Annotated in this window: 21 protein-coding genes; 4 read left to right on the plus strand and 17 right to left on the minus strand. The window is 59.2% G+C overall.

Annotated features, from left to right (window positions below; genetic code table 11):
* Positions 1-11: 11 nt before the first annotated feature.
* The 4 genes from C8029_RS08440 to C8029_RS08455 all read right to left on the minus strand — a co-directional run bounded on the left by C8029_RS08440 (position 12) and on the right by C8029_RS08455 (position 3,984).
* Complete coding sequence (locus tag C8029_RS08440) at positions 12-1,070, minus strand: ABC transporter ATP-binding protein (protein ID WP_152002711.1); 1,059 nt, start codon at positions 1,068-1,070, stop codon at positions 12-14.
* Positions 1,067-1,894 (minus strand): ABC transporter permease, encoded by an 828-nt coding sequence (locus C8029_RS08445; protein WP_152002712.1) that lies wholly within the window; start codon positions 1,892-1,894, stop codon positions 1,067-1,069. The genes C8029_RS08440 and C8029_RS08445 overlap by 4 nt, the downstream gene beginning before the upstream one ends.
* Positions 1,891-2,817 carry an ABC transporter permease gene (locus C8029_RS08450; RefSeq protein WP_152002713.1) on the minus strand — a complete coding sequence of 309 codons (927 nt, stop codon included), beginning with the start codon at positions 2,815-2,817 and terminating at the stop codon, positions 1,891-1,893. The genes C8029_RS08445 and C8029_RS08450 overlap by 4 nt, the downstream gene beginning before the upstream one ends.
* A 69-nt stretch (positions 2,818-2,886) precedes the next feature.
* The gene (locus C8029_RS08455; RefSeq protein ID WP_152002714.1) at positions 2,887-3,984 is read right to left on the minus strand and encodes an ABC transporter substrate-binding protein; all 1,098 of its coding nucleotides are present in this window, start codon (positions 3,982-3,984) and stop codon (positions 2,887-2,889) included.
* Positions 3,985-4,218: 234 nt separating this feature from the next.
* On the opposite strand from C8029_RS08455, the gene C8029_RS08460 reads away from it, so the two are divergent.
* The 4 genes from C8029_RS08460 (at position 4,219) to C8029_RS08475 (ending at position 9,848) form a co-directional block, all read left to right on the plus strand.
* Positions 4,219-5,940 (plus strand): sigma-54-dependent Fis family transcriptional regulator, encoded by a 1,722-nt coding sequence (locus C8029_RS08460; RefSeq protein ID WP_152002715.1) that lies wholly within the window; start codon positions 4,219-4,221, stop codon positions 5,938-5,940.
* A gap of 141 nt (positions 5,941-6,081) precedes the next feature.
* Entirely contained in the window at positions 6,082-7,881 is a 1,800-nt protein-coding gene (locus tag C8029_RS08465; protein ID WP_152002716.1) for an NAD(P)/FAD-dependent oxidoreductase, read from the plus strand.
* Between the two features lie 104 nt (positions 7,882-7,985).
* A complete protein-coding gene (locus tag C8029_RS08470) occupies positions 7,986-8,765 on the plus strand; it encodes an acetoin reductase (protein WP_152002717.1) in 780 nt (259 codons plus the stop codon).
* A 30-nt stretch (positions 8,766-8,795) separates the two neighbouring features.
* Positions 8,796-9,848 (plus strand): 2,3-butanediol dehydrogenase, encoded by a 1,053-nt coding sequence (locus C8029_RS08475; RefSeq protein ID WP_152002718.1) that lies wholly within the window; start codon positions 8,796-8,798, stop codon positions 9,846-9,848.
* A gap of 37 nt (positions 9,849-9,885) precedes the next feature.
* Here C8029_RS08475 and C8029_RS08480 read toward each other — a convergent pair whose 3' ends face one another.
* The 13 genes from C8029_RS08480 to C8029_RS08540 form a co-directional block, all read right to left on the minus strand.
* The gene (locus tag C8029_RS08480; RefSeq protein WP_226946284.1) at positions 9,886-10,743 is read right to left on the minus strand and encodes a sugar-binding transcriptional regulator; all 858 of its coding nucleotides are present in this window, start codon (positions 10,741-10,743) and stop codon (positions 9,886-9,888) included.
* A 133-nt stretch (positions 10,744-10,876) separates the two neighbouring features.
* Entirely contained in the window at positions 10,877-11,881 is a 1,005-nt protein-coding gene (locus tag C8029_RS08485; RefSeq protein ID WP_152002719.1) for a hypothetical protein, read from the minus strand.
* A 4-nt stretch (positions 11,882-11,885) separates the two neighbouring features.
* The gene (locus C8029_RS08490) at positions 11,886-12,965 is read right to left on the minus strand and encodes an ABC transporter ATP-binding protein (protein WP_152002720.1); all 1,080 of its coding nucleotides are present in this window, start codon (positions 12,963-12,965) and stop codon (positions 11,886-11,888) included.
* Between the two features lie 9 nt (positions 12,966-12,974).
* Positions 12,975-13,790: a carbohydrate ABC transporter permease gene (locus tag C8029_RS08495; RefSeq protein ID WP_152002721.1), complete on the minus strand. Its 816-nt coding sequence runs from the start codon at positions 13,788-13,790 to the stop codon at positions 12,975-12,977.
* Positions 13,778-14,650, minus strand: coding sequence for a carbohydrate ABC transporter permease (locus C8029_RS08500; RefSeq protein WP_152002722.1), 873 nt, complete (start codon positions 14,648-14,650; stop codon positions 13,778-13,780). The genes C8029_RS08495 and C8029_RS08500 overlap by 13 nt, the downstream gene beginning before the upstream one ends.
* A gap of 123 nt (positions 14,651-14,773) precedes the next feature.
* A complete protein-coding gene (locus C8029_RS08505) occupies positions 14,774-16,051 on the minus strand; it encodes an ABC transporter substrate-binding protein (protein ID WP_152002723.1) in 1,278 nt (425 codons plus the stop codon).
* Positions 16,052-16,094: 43 nt separating this feature from the next.
* Positions 16,095-17,579, minus strand: a complete 1,485-nt coding sequence (locus tag C8029_RS08510) for an FGGY-family carbohydrate kinase (protein WP_152002724.1) — start codon at positions 17,577-17,579, stop codon at positions 16,095-16,097.
* Positions 17,576-19,195: a glycerol-3-phosphate dehydrogenase/oxidase gene (locus C8029_RS08515; protein ID WP_152002725.1), complete on the minus strand. Its 1,620-nt coding sequence runs from the start codon at positions 19,193-19,195 to the stop codon at positions 17,576-17,578. The genes C8029_RS08510 and C8029_RS08515 overlap by 4 nt, the downstream gene beginning before the upstream one ends.
* 404 nt (positions 19,196-19,599) lie before the next feature.
* Positions 19,600-20,373 (minus strand): metallophosphoesterase family protein, encoded by a 774-nt coding sequence (locus C8029_RS08520; RefSeq protein ID WP_009570236.1) that lies wholly within the window; start codon positions 20,371-20,373, stop codon positions 19,600-19,602.
* Positions 20,374-20,605: 232 nt separating this feature from the next.
* Positions 20,606-22,399, minus strand: a complete 1,794-nt coding sequence (locus tag C8029_RS08525) for a thiamine pyrophosphate-binding protein (RefSeq protein WP_009570237.1) — start codon at positions 22,397-22,399, stop codon at positions 20,606-20,608.
* 92 nt (positions 22,400-22,491) lie between these two features.
* Complete coding sequence (locus tag C8029_RS08530) at positions 22,492-24,216, minus strand: ABC transporter substrate-binding protein (RefSeq protein WP_152002726.1); 1,725 nt, start codon at positions 24,214-24,216, stop codon at positions 22,492-22,494.
* Between the two features lie 73 nt (positions 24,217-24,289).
* Positions 24,290-24,691 (minus strand): DUF2160 domain-containing protein, encoded by a 402-nt coding sequence (locus tag C8029_RS08535; RefSeq protein WP_152002727.1) that lies wholly within the window; start codon positions 24,689-24,691, stop codon positions 24,290-24,292.
* Positions 24,691-25,470, minus strand: a complete 780-nt coding sequence (locus C8029_RS08540) for a carbohydrate ABC transporter permease (protein ID WP_152002809.1) — start codon at positions 25,468-25,470, stop codon at positions 24,691-24,693. Before C8029_RS08540 ends, C8029_RS08535 begins: the two co-directional genes overlap by 1 nt.
* Between the last annotated feature and the right edge of the window lie 67 nt (positions 25,471-25,537).

The following is a 25,537-nucleotide window of genomic DNA, read 5'->3' on the forward strand; positions in this document are numbered from 1 at the left end:
CTCTGATGCCCTCACATCACGCTTGGCAAGACCAAAACATCGCCACGGGTGAACCAAACCTCGGCCATATCCCCCGCGACCGGCAGGGTCGCATCGGCCCGGTTGAACATGTCGACGCTGACCTGCTGGCCTGCGACTTCGATCTGGGCACGGATCACGGAGCCCAAAAACGTGCTGTGCAGCACGCGCCCCGGCAGGGACAGATCATCCCCTGGACGCGGGCGCAGTGACAACGCCTCTGGCCGCAACGCGACGGTGATCGGCGCACCGGGCGTCAGGTCCGTGTGGCGCGGATCGTGGATGTTTTGCCCGGCAAAAAAGATTGACTGAGGGCTTTCGACCCGCGCCTCAAACGTGTTCAGCTTGCCGACAAAATCCGCCACGAACCGTGTCGTGGGCCGGTTATAAATCTGCGCGGGCGTGCCGATCTGATCCGCGCGCCCCTTGTGCATCACGACGACCCGGTCAGAGATCGATAGCGCCTCTTCCTGATCATGGGTCACAAAAACGGTGGTGATCCCCAGCTCTTGTTGGATGCGCCGAATGTCATCACGCAGCGAGGTGCGGATTTGCGCGTCAAGAGCGGAGAGGGGTTCGTCCAGCAACAAAAGATTCGGACGCGGCGCAAGAGCGCGCGCGAGGGCCACGCGCTGTTGCTGGCCACCCGACATTTGGTAGGGGTAGCGATCGGCCAGTGAGCCGAGCGAAATCAGGTCGAGCATCTCGGCCACGCGTGTGTCGATCTCGGCGCGTGGCATCCCCGCGATCTTCAGCCCAAAGGCCACGTTGTCACGCACCGACATGTTGGGAAACAGGGCGTAGGCCTGAAACACCATGCCGATCTTTCGGCGGCTCGCAGGCAAGGCGGTGACATCCATCCCGCCCACATGGATGCTGCCGCTGCTCGGGGTCTCGAAACCCGCGATCATCCGCAGCACGGTGGTTTTGCCACAGCCCGATGGCCCGAGGAAGGACACGAACTCGCCCGAAGCGACATTGAGGTCAAAATCGCGCACGACCGTGTTGGGGCCAAAGGATTTGGTGATGTTTTTCAGGGTGAGAAAGCTCATGACTTGGCCTTTGTGACAGAACGGGGAGCGCGCCATGGCAACAGGCGCTGACCAGGTTTGCGGGTGGCGAAGGCTTCCATCAGAACCATGCAGATCCATGTGAATGCAAAAGCCATGATCGCCAAAGCCGCCGGTTGATAGGCAAAATCCTGTCCCATCTGCACAAGGTAGGGACCAAAGGCTGGACGGTTGAGCAGACTGGTGATGACGAATTCGCCCAGCGAGATCGAGAAGGTCAGAAAGGCCCCCGACACGATGGCAGAACGGATGTTGGGGAAGATGACAAAAACGATGGTGCGTAGGCGCGACGCCCCAAGGCTTTCGGCCGCTTCGGTCAAAGTGGCAATATCGATGGCTGCCATGCCATTGTCGACAGCGCGATACATATACGGCACCGACAACACGACATAACCGATGACCAAGAGCACATTGGTGCCCGCCTCGGTCATGGTCAACGGCAGGATTGAGCTTGATCCATACAGTCGCACATAGCCGAAAACCAACACGACGGGCGGGATGATCAGCGGCATCAAGCTTAGAAATTCGATCACTGGCCGCGCTCGTGGCACGCGCAGGCGCACCCAGTAGGCGGTCGGCACCACGATCAAAACGCCCATAAGGATCGCCATCAAAGAGGCGGTGGCCGAAAAGCCAAGAACCCCAAGAAAAACATCGCTGTCAAACACCGAACGGTAGGCCTCAAAAGACAGCTCTCCGCGCTTCATCCGCAGGGAAAAGTTGAACGTCGCGATCAAGGGCACGATGAAAAAGGCCGCGCCGACCAAAGCGATCAGGGCCGACAGGATAGGGAAGCGACGGCTCATTTCTGCCACCGTTCCGCGCGACGGCGCAGGATGAAATAGAGCGTATTGGACAGGCCCATGATGAGGATCATACCCACGGCCAGCGCATAGCCGAGGTTGGGGTTATACAACACGTTGCCGCGGATTTGCTGGAACAGCACGATCGGCACCACCGGGTAATTGGCCGAGGTCAGTGCATAGATCGTGGCCAGTGTCCCAAAGGCATTAGCAAAGAGCAACAGGAAACACCCGAGCACCGAGGGTGCCAGCAGAGGCAGGGCGACGCGGGCGACATATTGCATACGAGAGGCCCCAAGGCTTTCGGCGGCTTCGCGCCATTCGGGGCGCAGCCCTTCAAGCGCAGGTGTGATCATCAAGACCATCAGCGGCAGTTGGAAATAGAGATAGGTGAGCGTCAGACCCCAAAAGGAAAACAGGCTGAACCCGGCGGCATAGATATTGATGCCCAACACATCGCGCAGCACCAAGGTCACCAAACCAAGCCGCCCCAGCGTGGCGATAAAGGCAAAGGCCAGAGGCACACCGGCAAAATTGGAGGCAACGCCCGAAAAGGTCATAAACGCGCGTCGGACCCAAGAGGGCAACCCGCCCAGCAACAAAGCATAGCCAAGGATAAGCCCGAACACCGTTCCCATGGCGGCTGAGGCAAAGCTGAGCTTGAGCGAGAGACCATAGGACCCGGCAATCTCGGGCGCAGACAGCGACAACATCGTTTCAAAGGAATACCGGCCATCAGGCGTCTGAAACGCGCCATTGACCAGATAAAAGACCGGCAGGATCAGGAACAACAGGGCAAAGCCCAGAAACGGCACAAGGCCCAGCCACGACAGATTGCGCCGCGCGGGTTTGCGCGGGGGTGTCGGGGGGGCGGCCTGTGGAACCGTTTCAGATTGGCTGATCGAAGGGGGAGCAGTGTAGATCAAAGGATATTCCGTCAAACACGTTGGGGGCGGCAGGCCGAAACCTGCCGCCTGGAAGCACGCGGATTGGCGTCAGTTGACGCCCATTTCCTTGCCCCAATTGTCAGCAATGGCGGACTTTGCGGCAGCCTGCTCGTCGAGCGTCGGGAACACAGCCTTGGCGTAGTTTTCAGCCGGCGGCAGCTTATCCATCAGGTCCTGCGGGATCACATCACGCGCCGCCATGTCGTTGAAACGGATCGGGTGGCAATAGCCTTTGAGCCAAAGGGTCTGACCCTCGTCGGAATAGATGTATTCCATCCAAAGTTTGGCGGCGTTGGGGTGCGGCGCATAGGCAGAAATCGCCTGAACATAGACACCGGCAACCACGGCATCGGAGGGTACAACCACCTCGACCGGCGGGTTGCCCGCCAAGGTGTCACGCATCGCGAGCAGGTTGTAATCCCAATCGAAATAGATCGGGGTGGTGCCCTGTGCGAGGTTCTGTGAATTGCCATTGACCGGAACGTAGTTGCCGTTTTCTTTCAGGTCTTTGAAATAGGTGATGCCCGCGTTCAGCGCGTCCCCACCGGCGGCGGCACCCTGTGCAACACCTGCGGCATAGACCGTCATCATCGTGCTGTTGCCGGTGCGTGGATCGCCCGGAATGGCGATGGAATTGGCATAGGCGCTGTCCATCAGATCGGCAAAGCTTGTGGGAGCGTCAGGGATGATGTCTTTGTTCACACCAAAAGCCAAAACGCCGTAATAATCGCCGTACCAATACCCTTCGGCATCTTTGGCGTCATCGGGAATGCTGTCCCAAACGGACACTTTGTAAGGCTGGATCAGGCCTTGGTCTTTTGCAGCGGGACCGAAGGACAGGCCCACGTCGATGACATCAGGTGCTTGCGGGCCGGTGTTGCCCATGTTGGCTTTGATCGCCTCAAGTTCGTCGGCAGACCCTGCGTTGGGGTTCAGTTCGTTGACGTCGAGGCCATATTTCGCCTTGAAGCCTGCGATCACGTCGCCATAGCCACACCAGTTGTGGGGCAATGCGATGGTGGTCAAAGTGCCTTCGGCCTTGGCAGCGTCAATCAGCTCTTGGGTCGGTTCGGCGTGGGCCGCGGTCATGGACAGGACTGAAACGCTGGCCAGCAATGGCAGTGCAAAACGCGTAAGGGATGTCATCTTAATCTCCGTATGGTGGGCACGCATGCCCCCGTGGACGAAAGGTCCACAGCGCGCGCACAGTGCACCCGACAGATTTCAAAAACTTAATATATTCACGACAGATTTGTGACTAAGCGGCTTGATGGCTGCTATGATCCAAAAACCATCACGAAGCGGTGCAATGGGTCCCACCAAAGTCTCCTCCCCAAAAGTGAAACACCCGTGTTACGCTAGGCGCAGGAGGACAACGCTTTGAGCGATCGCCAACATATCGAGGAAATCGAACAAGTTCTGGAAGGCACACAGACTGGGCGCGACACGTTCGTGTCCGCATCTTGGCGGCGTTGCGTTGAATTGTACGGCATGGACCCACTGCGGAACGATCCGGCGCATATTGTCACCGAGGCGGAGTTACGCGATCACCGCAAACAGGCGGAGTGGATGATCGCCGCCGCGCGCACCGGGTTACAAAGCCTGTTTCGTCAGGTGGCCGGACAAAATTACGTCCTTATCCTGACCGACGCGCAGGGTGTCTGCGTCGATTTTTTCGGGGACGAATTGTTTGCAGACGAACTGCGCGGCGCGGGGCTTTATCTTGGTTCGAACTGGGCTGAAGAACTGGCCGGGACCTGTGGCGTTGGCGCCTGTATTTTTACGCAGGAACCCGTAACGGTGCATCAGGACGACCATTTCGGCAATGCTCATACGACGCTCTCTTGCACCGCAGCGCCGATCTTTGACAGCCTTGGACAACTCACCGCCGTTTTGGATATTTCATTGCTGCGATCACCGACCACGAAAAGCAGTCAGAACCTTGCCATGAGCCTTGTGACCACCGCCGCGCGGCGGGTGGAGATGGCCAACCTCATGGCCGAGAGTCGTCAGGATTGGGTGTTGCGCTTCTCATCCAGCCCGGAGTTTTTGGATGTTGATCCAGAGGTCGCGGTGCGGCTGGATGGCTCTGGACAGATCATTGGCTATACGCGCGGCGCACGCCGGTTGTTCCCCGAGGGCGCGCCCATTCTGGGTCAACGGATCGACGAGGCATTGAATCTCTCCGTCGATGATCTTCCCGATCTGATGCGTGACCGCCCGACCGAAGAGCGGATTATCGAACTGCGTGACGGCGGCGCGCTTTTTGGTCATGCTATCGCGCCGCAAGCCCCGCGGACATTGCGGGCTGCACCCCGCCGTGGTGGGGTTTTGACCGGGTTGGCCGGCAGCGATCCCATCATAGCGCGACTGCTGACACAGGCCGAAAAACTGGCGCGGACCTCCGTGCCTTTGTTGATCTGCGGCGACACAGGAACAGGCAAAAACAAGCTGGCGCGGGCCATTCATATGGTGAGTCAGGTGAATGGGTTTGTCCCGCTGGATTGCGCCGGACTCACGCCCATGGCACTCCAAACGGCCTGCGGCGAGGGGGTCGGCCCGACAACGCTTTTGCTGCGCGGCATCGACGCGCTCACCCCAGAGACCGCCGCCGCGCTCACCGTGCTTTTGGATCAAAGACCCGATCTGCGCCCCCTCTCCACAACCTGTCTTGCGCCGGGACAGATGAACCTGTCCCGCCCGCTGTTTCACCGTTTGGCAGGCAGCACCCTGACCCTTCCGCCGCTGCGCCAGCGACAGGATCTTGGCTGGCTGATCGACCGAATGCTGCGGCGTCGGTCGCCCGAAACCATCCGCTTGTCGCCCTCCGCGCGGGCCGATCTGATGGGACGGTCGTGGCCGGGAAATCTGCGCGAACTGGAACAGGTGCTCGACGTGGCAATCGCGCTCTGTGAAGGACCGGTGATCGACCTGCCCGACCTACCACCTCCCGTTGAAGCGCATCAACCGGCCGAAGAAACGCTGGAGCAGGTCTTGGACGCCTGTGACTGGAATATGGCACAGGCCTCGCGACGATTGGGCGTCAATCGCTCGACCGTTTTGCGCCGGATCCGCAAAGCCGGATTACGCCCGCCCGGTTAAGATGTTGCGTGCTGTTGCGCGCGCAACATGCCGCAACGCAGCGCCTGTTTTTTGGTCGTAGTCGGAACGATTGAGCATAGCCCACGCCAAAGCCCTCCTGAAATACTCCTCTCACAAGAAACGCACTTAGGAGGAGATGTGATGCTTGATTCAACCGTGACGATCCGCACGCAGGACGTGCTGGACCGATTGAATGCCGCTTTGGAGGAAGGCGACATCAAAGCGGCCACGGCACTTTTTACCACCGACAGCTATTGGCGCGATTTGGTCGCTGTGACCTGGAACCTTAAAACGGTTGAAGGTCAGGACGCTGTGGGGGAAATGTTGCTTCACCAATTGGATAAAACCCAGCCCAACACGTTCCGTCTACAAGACGGCGAACTGCCGGTCGAGGAGGACGGGGTGACGACAGCTTGGGTGACATTTGAAACCAAGGCCGGACGGGGCTGGGGTCTGATGCGGTTGAAAGACGACCGGATCTGGACCCTGCTGACCGCCTTGCAGGAACTCAAAGGCTTTGAGGAAAACCGTGGCAAACGCCGCCCGATGGGCGCAGAACACGGCGCGCAGAAAAACCGCCTGAGCTGGAAAGAGCGGCGCGAGGCGGAGGAGGCCTCGCTTGGGTACGACACCCAACCCTACACGGTGATCATCGGTGGCGGACAGGGCGGCATCGCCTTGGGCGCGCGCCTGCGCCAACTTGGTGTGCCGACCATCGTTTTGGACAAACACGACCGCCCCGGCGATCAATGGCGCTCGCGCTACAAGTCGCTCTGCCTGCATGATCCGATCTGGTACGATCACCTACCCTACATCAAATTCCCCGACAACTGGCCGGTGTTCACGCCGAAAGACAAGGTCGGTGATTGGCTTGAGATGTACACGAAAGTCATGGAGATCAACTATTGGACCCGCTCCGAAGTGGTCAAAGCCGCCTATAATGAGAGCGCCGGAACATGGACGATTGAGGTCAATCGCGATGGCGAGACCGTCATCTTGAAACCGACACAGCTTGTGCTGGCCACCGGCATGTCGGGCAAGCCCAATGTGCCAAACTTCCCCGGTATGGACAGCTTTAAAGGCGAGATTCAGCATTCGTCCCAACACAAAGGCCCGGACGACTGGACCGGCAAAAAGGTCGTCGTGGTCGGGTCCAACAACTCCGCCCATGACATCTGTGCCGCGCTTTGGGAGGCCGAGGCCGATGTGACCATGGTGCAGCGCTCCTCGACCCATATCGTCAAATCCGACAGCCTGATGGATATTGGCCTTGGTGGTCTCTATTCCGAAGAGGCTCTGGCCAACGGCGTCACCACCGAGAAGGCGGATATGATTTTCGCTTCCCTGCCCTACAAGATCATGCATGAATTCCAAATCCCGCTCTATGACCAGATGCGCGAGCGCGATGCCGAGTTCTACGCCGGGCTGGAGAAGGCAGGATTTCAACTGGATTGGGGCGATGACGGCTCTGGCCTGTTCCTGAAATATCTGCGGCGCGGGTCGGGCTATTACATCGACGTGGGTGCCAGCCAGCTCATCATCGACGGCGAGGTCAAGCTTGTCCAAGGTCAGGTCGATCACTTCGAAGAAGACGCCGTGGTGCTGAGCGATGGCACCCGCCTTGAGGCCGATCTTGTGGTCATGGCCACGGGCTTTGGGTCAATGAATGGCTGGGCCGCCGATCTGATCAGCCAAGAGGTGGCCGATAAGGTTGGCAAGGTCTGGGGCCTTGGGTCTGACACCACCAAAGACCCCGGTCCGTGGGAAGGCGAACAGCGCAACATGTGGAAGCCGACGCAGCAGGAGAACCTGTGGTTCCACGGCGGCAACCTTCACCAATCGCGGCACTATTCTCTGTATCTCGCGCTGCAACTGAAAGCGCGGATGGAGGGCCTTGAGACCCCGGTCTACGGCCTTCAGCCGGTGCACCACCTGTCCTGATGATCGCCCTTTGTTTTGCATCCCTCCCATGATGCAAACCGCGCGCACCCGCTCTCTCCCCGTAGCGGGTGCGCGCCCAAACCTTCAAACGCATGAGGTGCACTATGACTCTCAACGGTAAAACTGCGCTCGTCACAGGTGGCGCGCGCGGCATCGGACTTGGCATCGCGCAACGGCTTGCCGCCGATGGGGCTGCGATCGCATTGGTCGATCTGAACGCCGCCGATCTCTCTGAGGCCGAAAGCCAGCTCTCCAAGAGCGGTGCAAAGGTCATCACCATCACCGCCGATGTCACCGACCGCCAACAGGTCATTGACGCCATCGACAGCACCGTCGATCAGCTCGGCGGCTTTGACATCATGATCAACAACGCTGGCATCGCACAGGTCCAACCCATTTCCGAGATCACCGAAGCGGAGATGGACAAGATCCACGCCGTCAACGTCAAAGGTGTGCTCTGGGGCATTCAGGCCGCCGCCGCCCGGTTCAAAAAGGACGGCACAAAAGGCAAGATCATCTCCGCCTCCTCAATCGCCGGACACGACGGCTTTCCGATGCTCGGGGCCTATTGTTCGACCAAATTCGCGGTGCGGGCCCTGACCCAGGTCGCGGCGAAAGAATTCGCCCCCGACGGCATCACGGTCAACGCCTACTGCCCCGGTGTCGTGGGCACCGACATGTGGACCGAAATCGACGCGCGGTTCTCCGATCTCACGGGCGCGAAAAAGGGTGCGACGTTTGACAAATTTGTCGACTCCATCGCGCTTGGCCGCGCGCAAACCACCGAAGACGTGGCCAGCCTCGTCTCTTATCTCGCGGGGCCGGATAGCGACTATATGACCGGTCAGGCGATCCTCATCGACGGTGGCATGGTCTATCGCTGACCCCACCCTATTCAAAGCAAAGGACATATTATGAAAGCAGCACGTTGGTATGGCGTGAAAGACATCCGGGTCGAAGAGGTGGCAGAGCCAACCACCGGCCCCGGTGACGTCAAGGTCAAGGTCGCCTGGACCGGCATCTGCGGCAGTGATCTACATGAATATCTCGCCGGGCCGATCTTTGTTCCCGTCGGCGAGGATCACCCGCTCAGCCACGATCAGGCCCCGATCACGATGGGTCATGAATACAGCGGCGTGGTGACCGAGGTCGGTGAAAATGTCACCCATGTGGTCAAAGGCGACCGTGTGGCCATCGAACCGATTTTTGCCTGTGGCGACTGTCCCGCCTGTTTGGAAGGCAAATACAATCTCTGCGACAGCTTGGGCTTTGTTGGCCTCTCCGGCGGTCACGGCGGGTTTGCCGCCTATTCCGTGGTGCCTGCGCGGATGGTTCACAAGATGCCCGACGCTCTGTCGATGGAACAAGGCGCGTTGGTTGAACCGGCCGCCGTGGCGCTGCATGCCGTGCGCATGTCTAAGATCAAAGCCGGTGATACGGCAGCGGTGTTTGGTGCCGGACCTATTGGGTTGCTCGTCGTCGAAGCGCTGCGTGTCGCCGGGGCGGCTCAAATCCATGTGGTTGAGCCCTCAGACGTGCGTCGCCAAAAGGCGCTGGACCTCGGCGCAACCTCAGCCATCGACCCGACGTCGACGGATGCCGTCACCGCAATCCGCGCGGCAACTGGCGGGGTTCATGTCGCGTTTGAAGTGACGGGCGTGCCGCAGGTTTTGCCACAATGCATCGACGCCACGCGCCACGAAGGACAGACCTTGATCGTCTCGATCTGGGAAAAAGAGGCGGCGTTTCACCCCAACACCGTCGTACTCAAAGAGCGGCAACTGCTTGGCACCATTGCGTACCGCAATGTCTATCCGGCGGTGATGGAATTGATGACGCAAGGCTATTTCAACGCCGATAAACTGGTCACCAAACGCATCGCGATTGATGACATCGTGCCGGAAGGATTCGAGGCGCTCGTGGCCGAAAAGTCCCACGTCAAGATCCTCGTCAAAGCCCCCGAGTGATCAAACGGGCGCGGGCATTCTTGCTCGCGCCCCTTCCTCATGCACTCGGCACATCGTTCACAAGCGCCTCAGCCAGTGCCAGATCCAGCACCGCATGGGTCACATAGCCCCCGCGCAACGCGGCGTGCGTAGCGGCATGTTTGTTCAATCCGTTGACCACCAAAAGCCCTGACATATTGCGCAACGTCTCCTGATCCGCGCCAATCATCCGCCGGTCCAGATCGCCCAAAACCGGCGCACCCTCCGCGTCGATGAACCGACCCGCAATGATCCCAACCGCACCCTTGACAACATAGTCGGCGATGTCGGTCTTTGTGGCGATGTTGAACTGCACCACATGGGTGTCTTCGGTGCAAGGGCTGAGCGAGTAAATCGCTTTGTTACAGTCTTTCAGGTGGGTCAGTTGTTCGGCGATGATCGGCTCGGCGCGCAACCTTTCGGCCAATCCAGCCTCCGAACAGACCGCCGGCGCATTCAGGTTGATACATTGCGCCGAAAGCCTACGTGCGATCTCTGTGGTACAGCTTTCACAGGTCGGCAAAAGCGGGTTGGCCAAGGAGCCAATGAGTTGACGCACCACCAGATTTTGGATCGGCCACCATGGCACCCGCTCAGACACGAAGGACACGGTCTGGCCCCAACTCACCCCAAGCGTATCACCCGGCGCGACAAAATCCGGCAAAAACTGCGCCGCCGCTTCGCAGACCTGCTGCATCGTCTCGGCTGCATTGATCTCTTCGGGCACCACGAAGGCACTCTCAAGACCAAATTTTTCACAGAGCGCATCGGCCAATTCATTGACCCGAAAATGCATCCCGGAAATTTTCACCCCCACGATCTGCCGCTCCCGCGCCAGCCGTAGATAGGTCACGACCGTGGGCCGCGACAGGTTCATTTTCTTGGCGATTTCGCCTGATTGAACCCTTTGATATAATAAAGCCACGCCGTTTCTGCGACGGTGCGGTCAGAGGGATGATTGGCGCGGGCCATGGGGGCGTGCTCCTGCGAAAATTGCGGGTCGGCGCAAATTAGACGGCCAAAGCGGCGGCGTCAAAGCGCAACACATCCGCCGTGATCTGAATGTCGTCCGCCAAGGGACGGTCTGGTCCTAACCCCAGCGTTTCCAAATCGCCGTGATAGCCTTTGACCGCCTCTTCGGGCGAGACCTCGCCATCGGCAACCACGCGCATCCATTGGATCAGGCGACATTGATCCTCGGCCTGATTGATCTTGCGCCCAAACAGCGCCAAGCGTGCGCCATATCGTTCGGATTGTGCAATCAATTCAAAGGTATCGCGATGGGTCGCGCCCGCCCCGCCCAACACACCAACCACCATAGAGGGATCATGCGCGGCCAGCTCTTCCATCGCTTTCGGACCATTATAGGCGACCTTCAAAAACTCGGGGCGCTCAGCGGAGGTCAGGCTCGACAACAGGCGAATGATGCAATCAGTGACATAGGCCCCAACCTCTGCCTCGCCCACCGCACCCGGCACATTGGGGTTAAACACCTCAAGAAAATGCGCCACACCCGCCGCACGGGCCTCCCGGCGAAAGGCAGCATAGGCCTCCAAGGCGCGCGCATCCGCTTCGGTGTCATTGTTGAAGGTCAGCGAATAAAGGCACAAATTCGCCGGAGCAAAGGCCAGATCGGCCCCCCGATACGGGCGCGACGGCGTTTGGGCATAGCCCGCATGGCGTACATTGGCCCAGACACAGGTGGTTTCATTGGCACGAAACGCCGGTTGAATGGCCCGCCCGTCAAAGGCGCCGCTGGTGGCCAAAATGTCCATATTCCCGGCGGAGGTCAGCATGATGTCAACCACATCCTGATCAATCACCTTGCGGATTTGATCGAGGAATTCTGGCCGGGTGCGCGCGCCAACGATCTTGCCGCTCGCATTGCGGCGCGGTCCGGTCGCGGGCACCCCGCCGGTCACATCGGTATCCTTGGCATCCGCGATCATGTAATCGCCTTTGCGGCCCATGCCCGCGCGCAGGCGGGCCAGTTTTTCACTATAGCGTGTCGTCATATGATCAGTCCTTGCGCAGGCTGCGACCCGTTTTCGGATCAAAAACGTGGATATGGTCGGGGCGAATGGCGAAATGGACCGTGTCACCGATCGACAGATCGCGAAACCTTTGGGTGACAAAGGAAATTTCGGCCCCGTCCACCTCAGTGATCACCTGGCCTTCGGCCCCCATATTTTCGACCAAAACCACCTCGCCGGTGAGTGCATTGGCACTGCCCGGCGCGCAGAGATCCATACGCGCGGGGCGCAGGCCCAATTCGACCTCTTGGCCTGGGTTCAGGCTGGGAAACTCCGCCTCGGACAGCTGCATGCGGATGCTGCCAGCGCAGGCAATCAGCCCCGCTTCGAGCTTGGCGGTGACAAAATTCATTGCCGGCGTTCCGATAAAATCCGCGACAAAGCGCGAGGCGGGCCGTTCAAAAATCTCGTCCGGCGTGCCCATTTGTTCGATCATCCCGTCACGCATCAACACGATGCGGTCGGCGATGGTCATGGCCTCAAGCTGATCATGGGTCACAAAAATCGTTGTGGTTTTGAGCTTGAGGTGCATCCGGCGAATTTCGGTCCGCAGTTTCTCACGCAGCTTGGCGTCGAGATTGGACAGAGGTTCGTCAAACAAAAACACTTTGGGTGTTTTGATCATGGCGCGGGCCATGGCGACCCGTTGTTGTTGCCCGCCCGATAGGTTTTTAGGCCGCCGGTCCAAGAACTGTTCAAGCCCCAAAACCTCCGCCACCTGTTTGAGACGCGGCGCGATGTCGGCCTTGGACACGCCCTGACGACGCAGGCCAAAAGTGATGTTGTCGGCTACGCTCATATGCGGATAAAGCGCGTAGCTTTGAAACACCATCGCCACGCCGCGCTCACCCGGCGGCAGGTCGGTGACATCGGTGCCGCCAATTTCAATGCGCCCGCCGGTGACCTCCTCCAACCCGGCAATCATCCGCAACATGGTGGATTTGCCACAGCCGGAGGGGCCGAGGAACACCACGAACTCATGGTTCGGGATATCAAGGTTGAGACCGCTGATGACGGGATGAGCGCCATAGGATTTTACGATGTCGGTACAGTGGATATGTGCCATTGAAGTGTCCTATTTCGGGCCGCTGCGGACCATGCTGTTGAGCAGACCCATGAGCAAGCCGATGAATACGAGGGGAGGCAAAACAAGCAGAACGGTCGCGGCGTTGATCACGCCCCACGGAACTTCTTTGCCAAGCGATGTGATCGAGGCGGCCACCACCGGAAGCGTGGCGTTTTGGGCGGCCAAAGTGAGCGCCAGCAACAGCTCATTCCAGACCAGCACAAAGGTGAACACCAGCGCGCCAAACAACGACGGTGCAGCCAGCGGCAAGGAAAAGCGCCAAAACACTTCGGCCGGACCACAGCCTTCCATGGCGGCGGCTTCTTCGATGTCATGCGGCACGCGTTCGAAGGCGGGCACGGCCAGCCAGATCACGGTCGAAATTGTGGTGATCAGATAGACCAAGATCAAGCCAAACAGCGTGTCGTAGATGCCCAGATCGAGGTAGATCACGATGAACGGGATCGCGATGGCGACGGGTGGCATGAAGCGCAATGAGAGTACAAAGAATTGCACATCATCGCCCCAGCGCCGCGCATGTCGTGCCAAACTATGCGCCGCCGGAATACCAAGCACCGCGCCGATCAACACAGAGGCCGAAACCACAATCACCGAATGCAGAAGACCGTCGCGGATGGTCGGGTTGCGCAGGATGGTGGCGAAATTGTCCAAGGTCGGTTCAAAGATCAGCTTTGGCACCGGGGTGACGATGTCGCGCAGTTCTTTGAACGCCCCCAAAACGGTCCACAGGATTGGCCCCAAGGCAACGATAATCAACAGCCCAAGTAGGGCCCGCGTCAGAGTGGTGGAAATCAGTTTGCCCATTTTTTCCCCGCTTTCCAGATGATGGTGAAGGCCACTGTCGTCACGATCAGCAACAGGATGGACATCGCTGAGGCATAGGAAATCCGGCCGCCCATATTGATCCCCATCTGATAGGCATAAAGGTCCAGCGTCTCGGTCGCCGTGCCGGGTCCGCCGCCTGTCATCACAAAGATCAAATCAAAGGAGCGCAGGCTTTCGACCGCTTTCACAAGCGCCAAACTGATCAGCGGACCTTTGAGCATCGGCAGAGTGATATAGGCATGGATTTCCCATGTCCGCGCATTGTCGAGCTTGGCGGCTTCAACCGGATCGCGCGGCAGGGTTTCCATCAATTTGAGCAGAATGACGGTGAAAAACAGCCCCCATTGCCAGATGTCGACGATGGCCACTGAGACAAGCGCCAAGGACGGATCGGCCAGGAATTCCACCGGGCCGATGCCCACCAGACTCAGCAGATAATTGATCGCCCCCAAGGAGGGGGAATAGAGAAATCGCCAGATGAACGCCGCCGCCACGCGCGGTAAAAGCACCGGCACAAGGAAGGCGAAACAGATCAAATTGCGCCAAAGCGGCTTTTTCACCGTCTCGAAAATCAACACCGCCAAAAGCACGGCCACAACCAATGTGCCGGTCACTGTCACCAGCTCCCAAAGTGCTGAGATTTCCAACGCATTGAAAAACCGATGATCGCGCAACAGGCGCAGAAAGTTATAGGCGCCGACAAATTCGTAATCGGGCGAGCGCAACGTGCGGTTCATAAGCGCGAACCACACCGCCCCGGCAATCGAGACCACTGCCAGCGTGGCCAACAGGCCGATGGCGGGCACGAGCGACAGGATGACGAACCTTTTTCGGGTCATGACATGTCCTTTAGAGCGTTTCGCGCGTTGCGACATTGATCCGTATCTCAGGGTTAGGTCGAAACGCTTTTGGAAATAAGGGAGCCGCCGCACAGATCGCATGTGCGGCGGCAAGAGACGGCGTTACTGGACGCGCATCAGGCTTTCTTCGGCGAAAAACGCAGCTTCATCCAAGGCCGCCTGAACATCGTCACGGGTGCCCGCAAAGAGTTCCTCAAGCGTCAGGCCAAGCGTGTCGCCAATTTCCGGCCACACCGGGCTTGCCATGATCAACAGGCTGGTTTTCGGGCCTGTGTCCAACAGCGCATCAATGTATTCTTGCGGCACCAGCGCTTTGAACCCATCGCTTTGCAGGGTGGACACACGGCCAATGTCGGAGGCAATCCCGGCGGCAAGCCGGTTTTGTTCCATCTCTTTCGAGGTGGCCCAGCCGACAAAATCGCCTGCGATTGTTTTGGCACAGTCTTCCGCTGCGCCGGATTTCGACACGGCCCAGCCATGCGACCAACCCGCCGACGGCAGCGGATCAGGCGGCGGAGCATAGCCGACTTTGCCAACGATGGACGACTTTTCCGGGTCTTCCATCCACGGGCCAAACACATCAGATTCGATCAAGATCGCCACCTGACCGCCGCGAAACGCCTCAACGGAATCGGACCAGTTGAACGTCGCCACGCCGGGAGGCGAGGACTGCATCATGTCCATGTAAACTTCGGTCGCTTTCACGCCCGTCGCAGAGTTGAACGCAGGCATATCACCGTCAAGCCATTCGCCACCTTCGGCGCGGAAAAACGGCGTCCAGCGCCACACGTTCATGCCGGAGCCGCGTTGTCCGCGTGCCGACCACCCATAGACACCGCCCTCGGGATCGTTGAGCGCCTTGACCGCAGCAACCAGCTCATCAAGCGTTTTCGGCACGGCAATGCCTTTGGCCTCCAACAGGTCTTTGCGGTACATCATGACGTCGCCGCCACCCACGAAAGGCGCGAAATATTGCACGCCATCGACCGTGGCGACATTGCTCAGGTCGGTACGGAAATCGGCCAAATCGTAGCTTTCAGGCACCACATCGGCGAGCGGATAAATCCAATCGGCGGAGACATATTCGGCCAGATTGGCCTCGTCGATATAGACCACCTGATAGGAGCCTGCGCCGGTGGAGGCATCCAAACGTGCTTTGGCGCGCCGCTCGTTTTCCCCCAACATGGTGATTTTCACCTCAGTGCCCCATTTGTCATTGAATTCAGACAGATGAGCATCAAGTGCGGTGACTGCGGGCATGCCCTGAGCAATCACATTGAGCGCTGGCAATGTGCCTTTACAGGCCATGGTATCCTGCGCGTAGCCTTGCGTGGCCAGCGCACAGAGCGCCGTTCCAAACAAAAGATGTGTCTTTCGCATTTTCTTTCCTCCCTGGTGTTTCTTTGTGAACGTCTGACCCGGGTTACGGGTTCTCCTCCTCCAACAGCGCTGCCAGCCCGTGATCGAGCCTGCAAAAGCTGTGAAACCTCTTTTCGTAAAACGACCCCAACGCCGGATCGGGTCGGTGTGTGCGGGCCACGCCAGTCATCTGCGCCGTGGCTTCGGCCAAATCGGCATAGGCGCCACAGGCGACAGCGGCACAGATCGCCGCGCCCAATGCGCCCACCTCAGAGGCGCGCACCGCCTCCACATTGCGTTGACACACATCGGCAAAGACTTGGGCCCAAACCGGCGATTTCGACGCCCCGCCCGCAAGGCGGATCGTCTCTGGAAACGGCAGACCCGCCACGGCAACGGCATCCTCCGCGTGACGCCGCGCCTGAAACACCACCCCTTCAAAGATCGCCCGTAGCATTGTCCCCAAATCATCGCTCGCGCCCAGATCGACAAAGGTCCCATGGCGCGGGTCTGGACCGAAAACATAGGGCAAAAACTGACAGCGCCGGGTTTCAACCGGGCTATTGGCAACCAATGTATTGGCCTCGGCAACGGACACGCGCCCCGCCATGGCGTGATCCAGAAACCAACCCAAATTGGCGGCGGAACAGGGGCTACCCTCGGCAATCAATCGACGATCCCCTCCGCGATAGAGCATATTCAGGATCGGCGTGGCCGTGCCTTTGGGGGGGCCACTTTCCAGACTGTTGATCGACCAAGTCCCTGAAATCATTGTCAAAATCGGCGCATCTACAGCCCCTGCCCCCAAAGAGCTGGCGGCCACATCCATCATCGACCCGGCCACCGGCGTGCCCTCGGGCAATCCGGTTTCCTCAGAGGCCCGGCGCGACACCCGCCCGGCCACGCCGTCGCTCGCCACGATGGGCGGCAAAAGATGCGCATGCGGCGCAAGCCCGAGCGCCTCAAAGACAGACTGCGCATAGGTCCCTGCAGCCACGTCCATCAACCCGCCACCGCTGGCCTCCGTTGGATCGGTCAAGGCCTCCCCGGTCAGGCGAAACCGGATCACATCTTTACACGCCAAAGCCCAGCGGGTGCGCGCCATGACCTCGGGTTCGGTCCGTGCCAGATACGCCAGTTGCATCAAGGTTTGACCACCCCACAACCGGTGCCCGGTCTGTGCGGAAATTTCGGTGGCGCGCCCGGAGGCGGCCAGTTCCTCCACCAAAGGTTGGGCGCGGTGATCGACAGACACGATGCCCGGACGTGTGCCACGCCCCTCCGCGTCCAGGAGGAAAATACCATTGCCAAATCCGGTGCAGCCGACGGCAAGAATCTCGCGCCCGGCGCAATGCGCCGTGAGCCGCCGAAGCGCCGAAGCGGTGCCGGCCCAAAAGGTGTCGACATCGCGCTCGACCCGCCCGTCCGGGTGGTGATCGGTCGGCACATCGGCGGTTTCAATTGCGATTTCAGCGCCCATCAGGTCATAGGCGACAACTTTGACTGCCGTGCCGCCCGCATCGATTGAAATCAGAATCTCACCGCTCATGCGACATTCTCCTGAAGCTGGGCGCGTGTGCCCATCAGACGTGGGTCCTCCAACACGGCTGTGATTTCCAGCGCCAAGTCTTTCGGGTCGCGCCCCGCTTCCTGTGCCAAAATTTCTGCGAGGTCATACAACGTCTCGCGCTGCAGCCCATGACCGAGGCTCAGTTGGGTCCGCCGCAACACCAAATCTTCGATGCAACAGGCGGCGCGGGCGCGAATGGCCCAGATGATTTCACCCCGGCAATAGTGGGGTGCCCCGGCCAAAGGTGTGCTTCCCGGTCCCATACAATGCGGCGCGACCTCTTGGGCCAAAGCGCCATAGCGGGCGATCAAACGTGTGGCGATCTCCCTTGGAACCGTCAGAGCATCACGCGCAAAAGGCGCGGCACCAGGATAGGTGCGCTGCGCGGTGGACATGGTGCGGACCCGACCAAGCCGTTTCAGCACACGATCCGCAGTCTCTTCGCCAAAGGCCCGAAAGGTCGTCCATTTGCCACCCACAAGCGACAAAACCGGAGCCGCACAGCCGGGAAAACGGTCCTCCTCAAGTGCATGGTCACGGGCCGCACTGGTGGCCGATCCACCGCCATCACGCAGCGGACGAATGCCGGTTGTCATCGACACGATATGGCTTCGATCCACCGAAATATCGGTGAAAAGCCCGTCGATGGCGCGCAACAGGTAGGCAATCTCAGTCTCTGAAATGCCGCGATCTTCGGCATCCTTGGTTTCCACTTCGGTGGTCCCGACAAGGATATTTTCGCCCACAGGAAGGGTGATGATCATCCGCCCGGTGCCATCGTCAAAATAAAAGGCGCGCCCGGCCATGCGGTGATGCAATGCGGAGTGATCCAACACCAAATGCGCGCCTTTGACACCGCGCAGATACTTCGTCTTGCCGCCAAGCTTTGCGTTTACATCGTCGATCCACGCGCCTGTGGCGTTGACGATCACCTTCGGCGTGAAGCGGTAGTGCGTGGCGTCAAACCGATCCGTGACAACAATCGCGTCACCGTCTTTATGCCAGTTCACATGGTTGAGCGCCGCAACCCGTGGCCCCTGCCCCATCGCCTCGCGGAGCATTTCAAACATCAACCCTTCGGGCTGGGTGATCTGACCGTCAAAATAGGCCGCCACGGCACGGGTTTGGGGGCGCAGGCCTTTCGGGAAATGGGCGCGGCGCAACACTGTTTTATGATTTGGCAGCGGGTGCTCGCGGCGGCCGAAGGCTTCGTAAAGCCGCAACGCACCCTCCAGAGCCGCCAAGGAGAGCGGCCCACCAAAGCGGGTAAAGCCCAAAAACCGCAGCACAGCGCGGGCGAAGCCGCCCAAAAGATGCTCAAGGGGCACGACAATTTCCAGTGGCTTCACAAGATGCCCGGCATGGGCGATCAGGCGGTTTCGTTCGCGCGCCGATTCCGCCACGAGCCGAAATTCGCGCCCCTCCAGATAGCGTAGCCCACCATGCGCCATGCGGCTTGATGCGCTGCTCGCGCCCTGACAGAAATCATACGTATCTATCAGCACACAGGACACCCCGTTGAGCGCCAAATCGCGCAGCGTGGCCACACCGTTTACTCCGCCGCCAAGAATCAAAACATCCGGCTCCTGCAACATAGCAAGCCGCTCCTTGCTGGTGGAACGCAAGGGTGGGGGAGGAGTGTATGTGGCGCTATTATGTTTCATGAGGAGAGAACAGCCTATTTTTTATTTTTTGTAAATACCGCTTTACAAAAAATAAACAAAATACTGCGCAGTGCATTGCTGAAACGCCGGGCATCAAAAAGACATCGACAGTTCAATCCGCGATCAGTTAAAGATACATTTTCTCAATAAATCAAATGCTTAAAATGACCACATGCGCACTCACATCCCGTGATACGGATGCTCAGAGGCAATTCAGCGGGCGAGCACATCAATCGGCATCAAAGACCGAGACACATCGCTTGACCCCACCTGAAAGCGTTTCAGGTTTACGCCGAGTCTCAACGGAAAGATCAAAAGCGTACCGCCGGGCTTGGTTATCCGCGTGTTTGCAGGAACTCGGTAGTGCTTTTGGTGATGTGCACCGCCGTCAAGCGCCCTGTGGCATAGGCGCCTGTGTCGATTGAAATCACGCCATTGCTCTCTTTCGGCATGTCGACAATGGTGTGGCCGTGCACGACCCAAAGCCCATCTTGGCGCGGGACCTGCCCAAACCGCACATGACCCCATCTGAGGGTTTGCGTTCTTTGGTCCGTTATCGGCTTGGCCGGATCGGCGCCGGCGTGAACCACGGCGACATTCCCACTTTGAAACAGGCCCGGACGTTCATTGAGCCAGGCCTCCAAACCCTCCGGCAGAAGCTCCAAAAGCTGATCTCTGGCCTGCCGCAAAGCCTCAGGGGCATTGTGTTCACTCAGGCGAAACGCGCCGTAGCTGGCCATAGTCTGCAAGCCACCGTGCCGCATCCATCGGTTGCCAGCGCCTTCTGGGTCCTGCAAAAAGGACAGCATCATTTCTTCGTGGTTGCCCATGATGAAAACCGTGTTTGGGCGGGCCACTTCAAGGGCGCGCAACCGCTCCAAAACCTCGGCGCTCTGCTCCCCCCGATCCACGAAATCACCGACAAACACCCAACGGGCGGAGGGTGTTTTTTCCATCAGCATGTCGATCATGGCATCTAGGCATTTCAACTGACCATGAATGTCCCCGACAACCACAAGACTTTCCTCCGGCGTCGGCGGAAGACCGTCAAAGCGGTGAACGGGCGGCACATCCACCGACCGGCGGCGAGGAAACAAACGCTTAAACATCAGCTGACCCTTTTACTGGTGGCGAGGACAAATCGCAGACCCAAAGGCGCGACCTGGTCAGAGGTTTAGCGTGTTTTCAATCCGATTTCCACGCCCGCCACCCCAAAAAATCTCACGATCGCGCCAGAAAGACCCGCAGATGCGCGATCAGATCTGGAAGGCCGTGTTTGCAGGTGCAACACCCATAGGGCGGAGGAGATCCCCCGCCCTTTGCCCCCATAGCGGAACGTCCTTACAGATCCGGAGAGACCTTCCATTCGCGTAGCTTGTAGACCGTACCGGGCCGCGGACGCGGCTTGTCTTCGGGTTCACGCATACGGCGCTTGAAGGAATGGATCGGTGTGGCACGATCATCGATGCGCACCTCGACAACCGAAGGCCCGTCATGGGCAAAGGCCTCGTCCAGCGCCTTGCCGATGTCGTCAGGCTTTTCGACATAGATGCCTTTCAACCCAAGGCCTGCTGCCGCTGCCGCGTATCCGGGAACGTAATCCTGCTTTTCCAAGGCGCAGGACTGCGGGTTCTTGAAAAAGATTTCCTGCCACAGCTTAATCCAGCCCAATGTGCCATTGTTGATGACGATGTTCACGATCGGCATGTTGTACTGCGCCTGCGTGGCCAGTTCGCCAATGGTGTAGGAAAATGCACCGTCACCCGCCAGTGTCACAACGCGCCCGCCCTCTTCGATGACCGACGCAACGCCGATGGCACCGGGAACCGAATAGCCAAGCCCCCCCTGGCCGCGGGCAAAGACGAATTTTCGCCCGGTTTGGCGGGCAGGCAGATAGCCGGAAATCCACCCGGCGGAGAAGGACGCGTCCGAGACCACGATGTCCTTTTCACCCAAGCGTTTGTCGAGTTCGGCCATGACGCGCGGCGGCAAAACCGGAATTTGATCCGATGCCATTTCAACCGCCTTGACCTTATCGCACTCGGCCTTGACCTCGGCGATGCGGGCCATCCATTCCGGGTTGGCGTCCGCGCGGCTTTCGCCAAGGGCGGCATCCAGCGCCTGAACCATGCTGCGCACATCGCCCAAAAGCGGCACCGTGGGCCGGAACGTGCGGCCATGTTCAAGCGGATCGAAGTCGATGGTGATGGTGGCCTGTTCCGGTGTCGGCAAAGACCAGTTCATGCCGGTGTTCTGGCTCACCTTGGACCCGCACCAGATCACCAGATCCGCCTCAGGCACCAGATCAATCGCCGCCTTGGACCCAAGCGGATTGAGCACGCCCGCCACATAGTCGCGGGTTTCGGGCACCGACCCTTTGCCGGACAGGCTGGTGACCACCAACGCGCCCAAACGGTCAGCGAATGCTGTCACCTCGTCGCAGGCATTGGCGCCATGCACACCGCCGCCACAGACCAATACAGGCCGCTTGGCCTTTTTGATCAGCTCAATCGCCTTGTCGATTTCACTGGGGGGCGCAACTGAGCGCAGGTAGGGCGTGCGCACGCTGCGATCATCGACATTGGTCAGCAGAGTTTCCATGTCCCAATCCGCATCAAAGATATCGTGAGGGATGATAAGCGCCACAGGGCCGGGACGCGGAGCGGTGGCGATACGCAACGAGGTGCGGATCAGTTCCGGCAGGGCGGCGATAGAAGGCACCAGAAATGCTTCTTTCGAACAGGTCTTGAAGAAAGAGAGCTGATCGTAGCCCTGGCTGGCGATGCCCTTTTCCTTGAGCGGCAACCAGTCCAGCGGCAATTCCCCAATGATGCCCAGCATCGGGATAGAGGCGTTCAGCGCCTCAAGAAATCCAGCGGGCAACAGATTGGAACCGGGGCCGACGGTCACGTCACACACGCCGGGCTTGCCGGTGATCCGGGCATAGCCGTCGGCGGCATAGGCGGCGTTGCGTTCGTCGCGCATCAGGATGTGTTTTATCCGGTCTTGGCGTCGGGAAATTCCGTCATGCAGGGCCGTCGTTTGCCCGCCCGGCATACCGAAAACATATTCGACGCCGGACTTAGCAAGCATTTCAGCCACGAGGTCGCCGATATGGGGCTTGGGATCAGTCATATGAGTTTCTCCAAAAGGTTCCGGTGCCACAGCGGCCAACCGGGTTTCAGGGTGGACCGACCCGGCGGCGCATAACCGCCGGGTCGCAGAGGTTATTTGCTCCAGGATTTGATCATCTCGTCATAGGCGACGGTCTTGGGTTCCTGACGCTCGTTTGCGAGTTTGGGCTTGGGTGCGCCCGGCTGTTCCAGCCAATACTCAGCACCTTGTTCGGGGTTCATCTTGGGACCGATGTCGCCCTGAATGCCCGCCCGTTCGATACGGGTCATGACCGATTCCATATCGCTGCAAAGACCGTCGAGGGCCGCTTGCGTGGATTTGGAGCCGGACATGGCGTCACCGATGTTCTGCCACCACAGCTGTGCCAACTTGGGATAGTCAGGCACGTTGGTGCCAGTCGGCGACCACTGGATGCGGGCCGGCGAACGGTAGAATTCCACCAGACCGCCAAGTTTGGGCGCGCGATCGGTGAAGCTCTGGTGCTGGATTGTGGATTCGCGGATAAAGGTCAGCCCTTCATGCGCTTTTTTCACATCCACGGTTTTCGAGGTGACAAACTGCGCATAAAGCCACGCGGCCTTGGCGCGATCCACAGGGGTGGATTTCATCAAAGTCCAGGACCCCACGTCCTGATAGCCGACCTTCATGCCGTCTTCCCAGTAGGCACCGTGTGGCGAGGGGGCCATACGCCATTTCGGCGTGCCATCCTCGTTCATCACGGGCAGGTCGGGTAGAACCGTCGCCGCAGTAAAAGCGGTGTACCAGAACATTTGCTGCGCCACATTGCCCTGCGCCGGGACCGGACCCGCCTCAGAGAATGTCATGCCTTGGGCTGAGGGCGGCGAGTAGTCCTTGAGCCACTTGATCGCCTTGTCCACGGCATAGACGGCCGCCGGGGAGTTGGTCGCCCCGCCGCGTGTCATACAGGCGCCGACGGGCTGGGACTGGTCATTCACACGAATGCCCCATTCGTCGACCGGCAAACCATTGGGTTCACCCACATCGCCCATACCCGCCATGGACATCCACGCATCGGTGTAGCGCCAGCCTAGGCTCGGGTCTTTCTTGCCGTAATCCATATTGCCAAAGACTTCGCCTTCGACACCCATATGGCTCAGATCGCGGCCAGTGAAGAATTCGGCGATGTCCTCATAGGCGGCCCAATTGACCGGAACACCCAGATCGTAGCCGTATTTCGCTTTGAAATCGGCCTTGTTCTTGTCGTCGTTGAACCAATCGTAGCGGAACCAATACAAGTTCGCGAACTGTTGGTCAGGCAATTGATAGAGTTCCCCATCAGGGCCAGTGGTGAACTGAGTCCCGATGAAATCGGCCAGATCCAGGCCGGGGTTGGTCACGTCCGCCCCCTCATTCGCCATCCAGTCGGTCAGGCTGCGCGCCTGTTGATAGCGCCAGTGCGTCCCGATCAGATCGGAGTCATTGATATAGGCGTCATAGATGTTTTCGCCCGACTGCATCTGGGTTTGCAGCTTTTCAACCACATCGCCTTCACCGATCAGATCATGGGTGATCTGGATGCCGGTGATCTTGGTGAACGCATCGGCCAGCACCTTGGATTCATAGCTGTGGGTGTCGATGGTTTCCGACACGACCTTGATGTCCATGCCGGCAAAAGGGGCGGCGGCGTCGATGAACCACTGCATTTCTTGTTCTTGTTCGGCACGGCTGAGACTGGACAGATCACCAATTTCGGCGTCTAGGAATGCCTTTGCCGCCTCCATGTCGGCGAAGGCCGGGCTTGCGAAACACGCCAGCGCCGCGACCACCGCCGTGGTGGATTTAAAGTTGAGTTTCATTTTCTTCCTCCCTGAAGATTGCTAGTTTGGCGGCATTGCCCACACATGGCGCGCAACACCTGTTCAGGCCGGATCAAAGCCAGCGGAACACCGCAAAGGCGTAGATCAGGCAGGGGACAACGGCGCCCCACTGAGCAAAGTCGCTCAGTCCCAGCCAGGCCAGATTGATAAAGGCCGAGCCAAGCAAAGTGATGAAAAGCCGGTCGCCGCGCGTCGTTTCGATCCGCAGCGCGCCAAGGCGTGGCGTTTCAGGAAACCGAACCGCCAAAACCGTGAACAGGATGAGCAAGCAGGCGATCGTCCAAAAGAACAGGGCTACGGGGAACGACCAGGCCATCCAGCCGCCCGCAATCATTTGCCCGGTCCAATCCAGTGCGCCATTCCTGCGCGGCACCGACAGGATCAGCGCCCCTAGGGCCCCGCCCATGACAACGGTCAGAATGGTATAAATCGTGATCCAACGGGTCGTGCGCATCACACCCTCCCCAGGGCAAAGCCCTTTGCGATGTAGTTGCGGACAAACCAGATCACCAAAGCGCCCGGAATGATGGTGAGAACCCCGGCGGCGGCCAGCACACCATAGTCAAGACCGGTGGCCGAGGACGTGCGCGTCATGGCGACGCCGATGGTTTTGACGTGGACCGAGGTCAGCGTGCGGCTGATCAGAAGATCGACCCAGGAGAACATGAAACAGAAGAACGCGGCGACGCCGATCCCGCTGGCAATCAAGGGCATGAAGATTTTGAGGAAAAAGCCGCCAAAGCTGTGACCGTCGATATAGGCGGTTTCGTCCACTTCCTTGGGCACACCCCGCATGAAGCCTTCAAGAATCCAGACCGCGAGCGGGACGTTGAACAGGCAATGCGCCAGCGCCACCGCGATATGCGTGTCAAACAGGCCGACACTGGAATAGAGCTGGAAGAACGGCAGGGCAAACACCGCAGCCGGGGCCATACGGTTGGTCAGCAACCAGAAGAACAGGTGCTTGTCGCCCATGAAGCTGTAGCGGCTGAACGCATAGGCCGCAGGCAGCGCCACCGTCACCGAAATCAGCGTGTTCAAAACCACGTAGATCAGCGAATTGACGTAGCCCATGTACCACGTGCTGTCGGAGAAGATGACAGCGTAGTTGTGCCAGGTGAAGTCTTGCGGCAACAGGGATACGCCCGACAGGATCTCGGCATTGGTCTTGAAGCTCATGTTGACCAGCCAGTAGATCGGCACCAGCAGGAACAGGATGTAAAGCATCAGCATCCCGCGCGACACGTTCTTGTGCAGTCTCGCATGATCGCGCGGCCGGCGCGCACGGGGCACCACGGTT

This window comes from Roseobacter sp. TSBP12, assembly GCF_009129705.1.
GTDB classification, from domain to species: domain Bacteria; phylum Pseudomonadota; class Alphaproteobacteria; order Rhodobacterales; family Rhodobacteraceae; genus Celeribacter; species Celeribacter baekdonensis_A.